We start from the raw sequence: 5,589 nt of genomic DNA, 5'->3' as shown, positions 1-5,589 counted from the left end.
CCACAAGCCACCGGCTGGCCGGTCGCTCGGATCGATGCTGGTGTCCCAGGTGCGCAGGTCGGCATCGGTACGCCAGACGTTGAAGATCGGCGCATACGAAGCCTGCATCTTCAGCGCCAGGCTCTTTTCTTCGGCCAGTTTCTTTTTTGCGCCGATTTTCAGCTTCAGCATTTCCTTCGCCTTCCTGTCCAGGCGTTCGACGCGCGCCAGCTGGGCGGCGCGATAGCGATCGATGAACTCCGGCGCGTATTTGGCCTTGCCGGTCATCGGATTGAAGCCATTGGCCGGCAGGAAGGGATCGAGCGCAGGATCGACGTTCAGCGGATCGTTTTCGTCGGTGACCGAAGGATCGATCGCCGCCATCAGCAGCTTGCCCTGCCCAGCGTGCGGCGCCACGAAGATGAAGCCATCGGCCTGGGGCATATCGAGTTCGGCCAGCCTGGTTGGACGGCCGCCAGGGGTGCGCTCAATGCGCAGTTCGGGCGCCAGCCTGGACTGCTGGTTGTACAGCGCATACAGGCCCGCGCCGCCGGAATTCCCCAGCAGGACGATCTTCTCGAAATTCAGCTGGCGCAGATGGCTCATGCCAGCCGCCACATCAAACAAGGCGATCTCGTGTTCCAGTCGCAGGTCATTGCCGATCGAGCGCGGCGCCTGCACCCAGCACGCGCAGCCCGCGTCCAGCACGGCCGGCACCAGGTAGTGCGAAAGCTGGAATTCACGCGGATGCATCACGGAGACCACGGTGGTTTCCTTGCCTGTTACGGTGAACAGGAAGCCCATGGTCTTGCTGCCATCGGCGGTGTTCAGGGTGGCCGAGGCCACCTGATACGGGCGGTCCATCAGGGCCGCATCCCAGCCTGCGCCACGCAGGCCCGCAGTTTGTTCTCTGTCGCTCATGTCTCTCTCCAATTAATTGATGCGTCGTCAATTAGTGTAGGACGCGAATTTTGGGAAGTCAATAAAATTTGATGGTGTATCAATTAAATCGCAACGGAAGGTTGCGTGGGCGGCAGGAAGGCCGCAGAATAGGCAGGTTTTCAATCCTGCAGAAGAAGCACATGAGCAAAGCAGCCAGCACGGACAAGACAGTCCCCGTTGCGCGCCCGCGCGGACGCCCGCCCAAAGCGTCGGCCGCCATCGGCAACGAGGCGGACCTGTCGCGCAACGCCATCATCGACAAGGTGCTTGAGCTGACCAAAAGCGAGCCGCTGCAGGACATTTCGATCACCCTCATCGCCAAGGAGTTTGGCGTGGTGCCGGGGCTGATTTACTACTACATCGGCAATCGCGACAAGCTGGTGTCGGGCGTGATGAACCAGTTCCACGAGAACCGCATGCGCAATATGCCGCCCCTGAGTGGCGATTGGCGTGCGGATGTGGAGGAAGTTGCGCGCGCCAATCTCAAGCTCACCAACAAATATCCGGGCGTGGCGCAGTACATCGCCTCGCGCGGACCTTACCGCCTGTTCCAGATGGTGGCGGAAGGCGAAACTGACTACGGCATGGTTTATTTCGACCATATCGCGGCGGCGTTTTTGCAGGGCGGCTTCAAGCCTGCACAGGCGGCGATGGCCTACCGCCTGCTGGCGCAGTTTGTTGCCTCCTGCATTTCGGCACGGCCCGGCCAGCCCGGCCCTTCCACGCAGGAGGAAGCCAGGGCGCGCTTCGAGGCGCTGGACGAGGAGCTTTATCCCTCGGCCAAAACGCTGGGCGTGCCGTTTTCAGCCCTCAATACCAAGACCCTGTTCGACGCAGGACTCCAGCTGCTGCTGGATGGGTTCGAGGCCTGGTTGTAACGCACGCAGACGGCGGATCAGTGATCCGCCCCACGCTTCGTTGTAGGGCGGGTCATTGACCCGCCGTGCATGCTCCGCTCATGGCCCTGCCAGGTAGGCGTTTACCGCCCTCACTTCCTCCTCACCGAGGTCCCCGGTCGCCGCGGACAGGCGCAGGCTGCCCATCAGCCAGTTCACGCGCGCTTTCGACAAGTCATACATCGACGAGTACACATTCTGCTGCGCGTTCAGCACATCGAGCGTGGTGCGCATGCCGACTTCGCGTCCCAGCACCGCCGCTTCCTGCGCCGTGCTGGCCGCTTTCACGGATTGCTCCAGCGCCTGCACCTGGGCCGCGCCGTCGCTGACCGCCAGCCAGGCATCGCGTACTTGCAGGCGCACGTCGCGCCGCGCGGCGTCCACATTGTGCTGGGCTTCGCGCAGTTTGGCCGCGGATTCGCGCTGCTGGGAATCCAGCGCACCGCCCTGATACAGCGGAATATTCAGCTGCAAGCCGATGGACGTCGTGCGCGTGCGTTCCGGCGACACCAGCGGCGACACATCGCCCGTCGTGCGCACTTCGCCATGGCTCGCCACCAGGTCAAGCGTTGGACGGCTGCTGCGCTTGTTCTTGTCCGCATCGGCACGCGCCGCATCGAGCTGGCGCAGGCGAGTTTGCAGCTGCGGGTTATTGTTCAGCGCCCGCTGTTCCCAGTCCGTCAGCGGTTTCGTGCTGGCCTGCGGTGCAAAGCCATCGCGCATTCCGGACAGGTGATCCGCCTCGACGCCGGTGTACTCGAAGAACTGAACGCGGCGCAGTTCCAGATCGCTGGCCGCCGCAATACGCGCCGAAGCCACGGACTCGTGCCGCGCTTCCGCATCGCGCAGGTCGATGATGCGCGCCTTGCCCGCGTCGAAGCGCGCCCTGGCATCGGCCATCTGTTCGCCGACGGCGGCCTGCTGTGCGTCCAGCAAATGCAGGCGCTCTTCCGCCAGCAGCACGTTGAAGTAGGCTTGCGCCACGCGCTGGATCTGGTCCTGGCGCGCGCTCGTGTAGCTGGCTTCAGCAATTTCCGTCTGCGCATGCAGCTGCTTGCGGTTGGCGCGCAAGTCGGCGCGGTAGATTGGCTGCACCAGCGTCACGCTGGCTTCGCGCCGCGTGCCCTTGCTCTCGCTCGGCAGCAGTGACGACAGTTGCGGCGGACCGAAACTGCCGGTGTTGGCATCGAGATGAGTCAATCCGGCGGACAGGTTGACGCGCGGCTTGAGCAGCGCATCGCCCTGGATCGCCTTTTCCGCGCCGGCTTCGCGTGCGGCCACCGCCGCCATCAGGCTGGGATCGATGTCCAGCGCGTGCTGCCAGGCCCCCATCAGGTCCATCGCATGCACCGCGGATGGTGCTATCAGCGCGGCGAACAAGGCCGGCGCAATGAGAATGAAAGTACGTTTCATCATGCCCTCACTGGTTTTTTGACGCCATACCAGGCCGCATACAGTGCAGGCAGGAACAGCAAAGTAAGCAGGGTTGCCACGATCAGGCCCCCCATGATGGCCCATGCCATTGGCCCCCAGAAGGTGGAACGGGTCAGCGGAATCATGCCCAGCACGGCCGCCAGTGCAGTCAGCACAATGGGGCGGAAGCGCCGCACGGCCGATTCCACAATGGCGTCGTTCAGTGAAGCGCCGCGTTCCAGGTCCTGGTCGATCTGCACCACCAGAATCACGGAGTTCCGGATGATCATGCCGAACAGCGCGATCACACCCAGCATGGCCACGAAGCCGAACGGAATCTGGAAGCCGGCCAGCATCAGCGACACGCCGATCATGCCCAGCGGCGCGGTGACCAGCACCAGGGCCATCTTCTTCATGTCCTGCAGCTGCATCATCAGCAGGAGCAGAACGACCACCAGCATCATCGGCATCACGGCCTTGATCGATGCCTGCGAGCGGGCGCTCGACTCCATGGTGCCGCCCACTTCGATGCGGTAGCCCAGCGGCAGCGTGGCCGCCAGCTCGTCGATCTTCGGCTGCAGGGCTGCCGCCACGTCCGGCGCCATGGCGCCTGCCACATCGGCACGCACGGTGATGGTGGGTACGCGGTTGCGGCGCCACAGCACACTGTCTTCGCTGCCGACGATCAGGCGCGCCACCTGCGACAGCGGCACGAATTTCCCGTCGCGGACATAGACCTTCACATCCTTCAGGTTGTTCAGGTCACCACGCTCCACGGCGCTCAGGCGGGCCACCACATCGATGCCTTTGTCGTCTTCGATGTACTGGGTGATGGCCTGGCCTGTCATGGATGTTTGCAAGGCATTTGCCACCTGGTGCGAGGTAACGCCAACGGCGCGCGCCGCGTCCTGGTCGATCTCGACACGCATGGTCTTCAGGCGTTCGCCATAGTCGCTGTTCACGCGGCGCACGTTCGGGTTGGCGCGCATGATGGCAGCCAGCTTGTCGGCGACCGGCGGCAGCAGATTCATGTCCGGGCCGGAAATACGGAACTGCAGCGGATAACCAACCGGCGGGCCGTTCTCCAGACGGTTCACGCGGCCGCGCACAAAGGGGAAGTCCGTCTCAAACAGCTTCTGGATCTTGGCCAGCACACGCTCGCGGGCTTCTTCGCCCTCCGTCACGACCATGATCTCGGCCAGCTGCAGATTGGGCATTTGCGCATCCAGCGGCAGGTAGAAGCGCGGGCTGCCGCCGCCGACGTAGGCGGTCACGGAAACGATGTCCTTGTCGCCTTTCAGCTTGGCTTCAAAGGCTTTCACTTGCCCTTCAGTGGCGCCATAGGTCGCCGCTTCCGGCAGCCACAGATCCACCATCAGTTCCGGACGGTTGGACGAAGGGAAGAATTCCTTCGGCACCAGTTTGAACAGCACCAGCGAGCCAATAAACAGCGCACCGGTGATGGCGATGACGATGCGGCGATTGTCCAGGCATGCCTGTACCAGCTGGCGGAATTTGACGTAAAAGCCGCGCTGGTAAACCGCATCTTCGTCGTGATGATCGTGGCCTTCCTTCGGCGTCGGCAACAGCACGTAGCCGAGGCAAGGCGTGAACAGCACCGCCACGATCCAGGACAGCAGCAGCGCCAGGCCCACCACCTGGAAGATCGAGAAGGTGTATTCGCCCGCCGAGGACTTGGCAAAGCCCACCGGCAGGAAGCCAGCAGCGGTAATCAGCGTACCGGTCAGCATGGGGAATGCCGTCGCGGTGTAGGCATAGGTGGCGGCCGCAAACTTGTCCCAGCCTTGCTCCAGCTTGAGCATCATCATTTCGACGGCGATGATGGCATCGTCCACCAGCAAGCCGAGCGCGATGATCAGCGCGCCCAGCGAAATGCGCTGAAGGTCGATGTTGAAGGCATACATGGCGAGGAAAGTAATTGCCAGCACCAGTGGAATCGACAGCGCCACCACGATGCCGCTGCGCACACCCAGCGAGAAGAAGCTCACCGCCAGCACAATAATCACGGCTTCCATCAGACTGTGCGTGAACTCGTGCACCGACTCCTTCACCACCTTGGGCTGGTCCGACACGGAATGCATCTCCACGCCCACCGGCAGGCCACCTTGAATGCGCTTGATCTGCGCATTCAGCTGCTCGCCGAGACGGATCACATCGCCGCCCTTGCGCATGGAAATAGCGAGGCCCACGGCTTCCTTGCCGTTGAAGCGCATCTTGAAGGTGGATGGATCGGTTACGCCGCGCCTCACATCGGCGATATCGCCCAGGCGGAAGCTGCGGTCACCGGCGCGGATGCCCATCTCGCGAATGCTTTCGACGGATTTGAATTCACCGGACA

The 5,589-nt window shown here is 62.9% G+C and carries 4 protein-coding genes; 1 reads left to right on the top strand and 3 read right to left on the bottom strand.

All coding sequences use genetic code 11. The features are described 5' to 3' along the window. Positions 1-900 (bottom strand): alpha/beta hydrolase (locus AB4Z11_RS21155; RefSeq protein ID WP_442027474.1); only part of this gene is annotated, 900 nt, incomplete at its 3' end. Between the two features lie 161 nt (positions 901-1,061). Here AB4Z11_RS21155 and AB4Z11_RS21150 point away from each other — a divergent pair. Beyond that, the gene (locus AB4Z11_RS21150) at positions 1,062-1,799 is read left to right on the top strand and encodes a TetR/AcrR family transcriptional regulator (RefSeq protein WP_442027472.1); all 738 of its coding nucleotides are present in this window, start codon (positions 1,062-1,064) and stop codon (positions 1,797-1,799) included. Positions 1,800-1,877: 78 nt separating this feature from the next. Here AB4Z11_RS21150 and AB4Z11_RS21145 read toward each other — a convergent pair whose 3' ends face one another. Next, complete coding sequence (locus AB4Z11_RS21145; protein WP_442027471.1) at positions 1,878-3,233, bottom strand: TolC family outer membrane protein; 1,356 nt, start codon at positions 3,231-3,233, stop codon at positions 1,878-1,880. Further along, positions 3,230-5,589, bottom strand: a 2,360-nt coding sequence (locus AB4Z11_RS21140; protein ID WP_442027470.1) for an efflux RND transporter permease subunit, incomplete at its 5' end; no start/stop codon positions are given. The genes AB4Z11_RS21140 and AB4Z11_RS21145, both read right to left, overlap by 4 nt.

Origin of the sequence: Pseudoduganella sp. RAF53_2, assembly GCF_052113985.1 — a bacterium.
GTDB lineage: Bacteria > Pseudomonadota > Gammaproteobacteria > Burkholderiales > Burkholderiaceae_D > Rugamonas.
This window is presented reverse-complemented; position numbering and strand designations above follow the sequence as displayed.

Bases quoted from the DNA above. Each gene is read 5' to 3' on its own strand.
- AB4Z11_RS21150 (WP_442027472.1), top strand. From the start codon at position 1,062: ATGAGCAAAGCAGCCAGCACGGACAAGACAGTCCCCGTTGCGCGCCCG.
- AB4Z11_RS21145 (WP_442027471.1), bottom strand. From the start codon at position 3,233: ATGATGAAACGTACTTTCATTCTCATTGCGCCGGCCTTGTTCGCCGCG.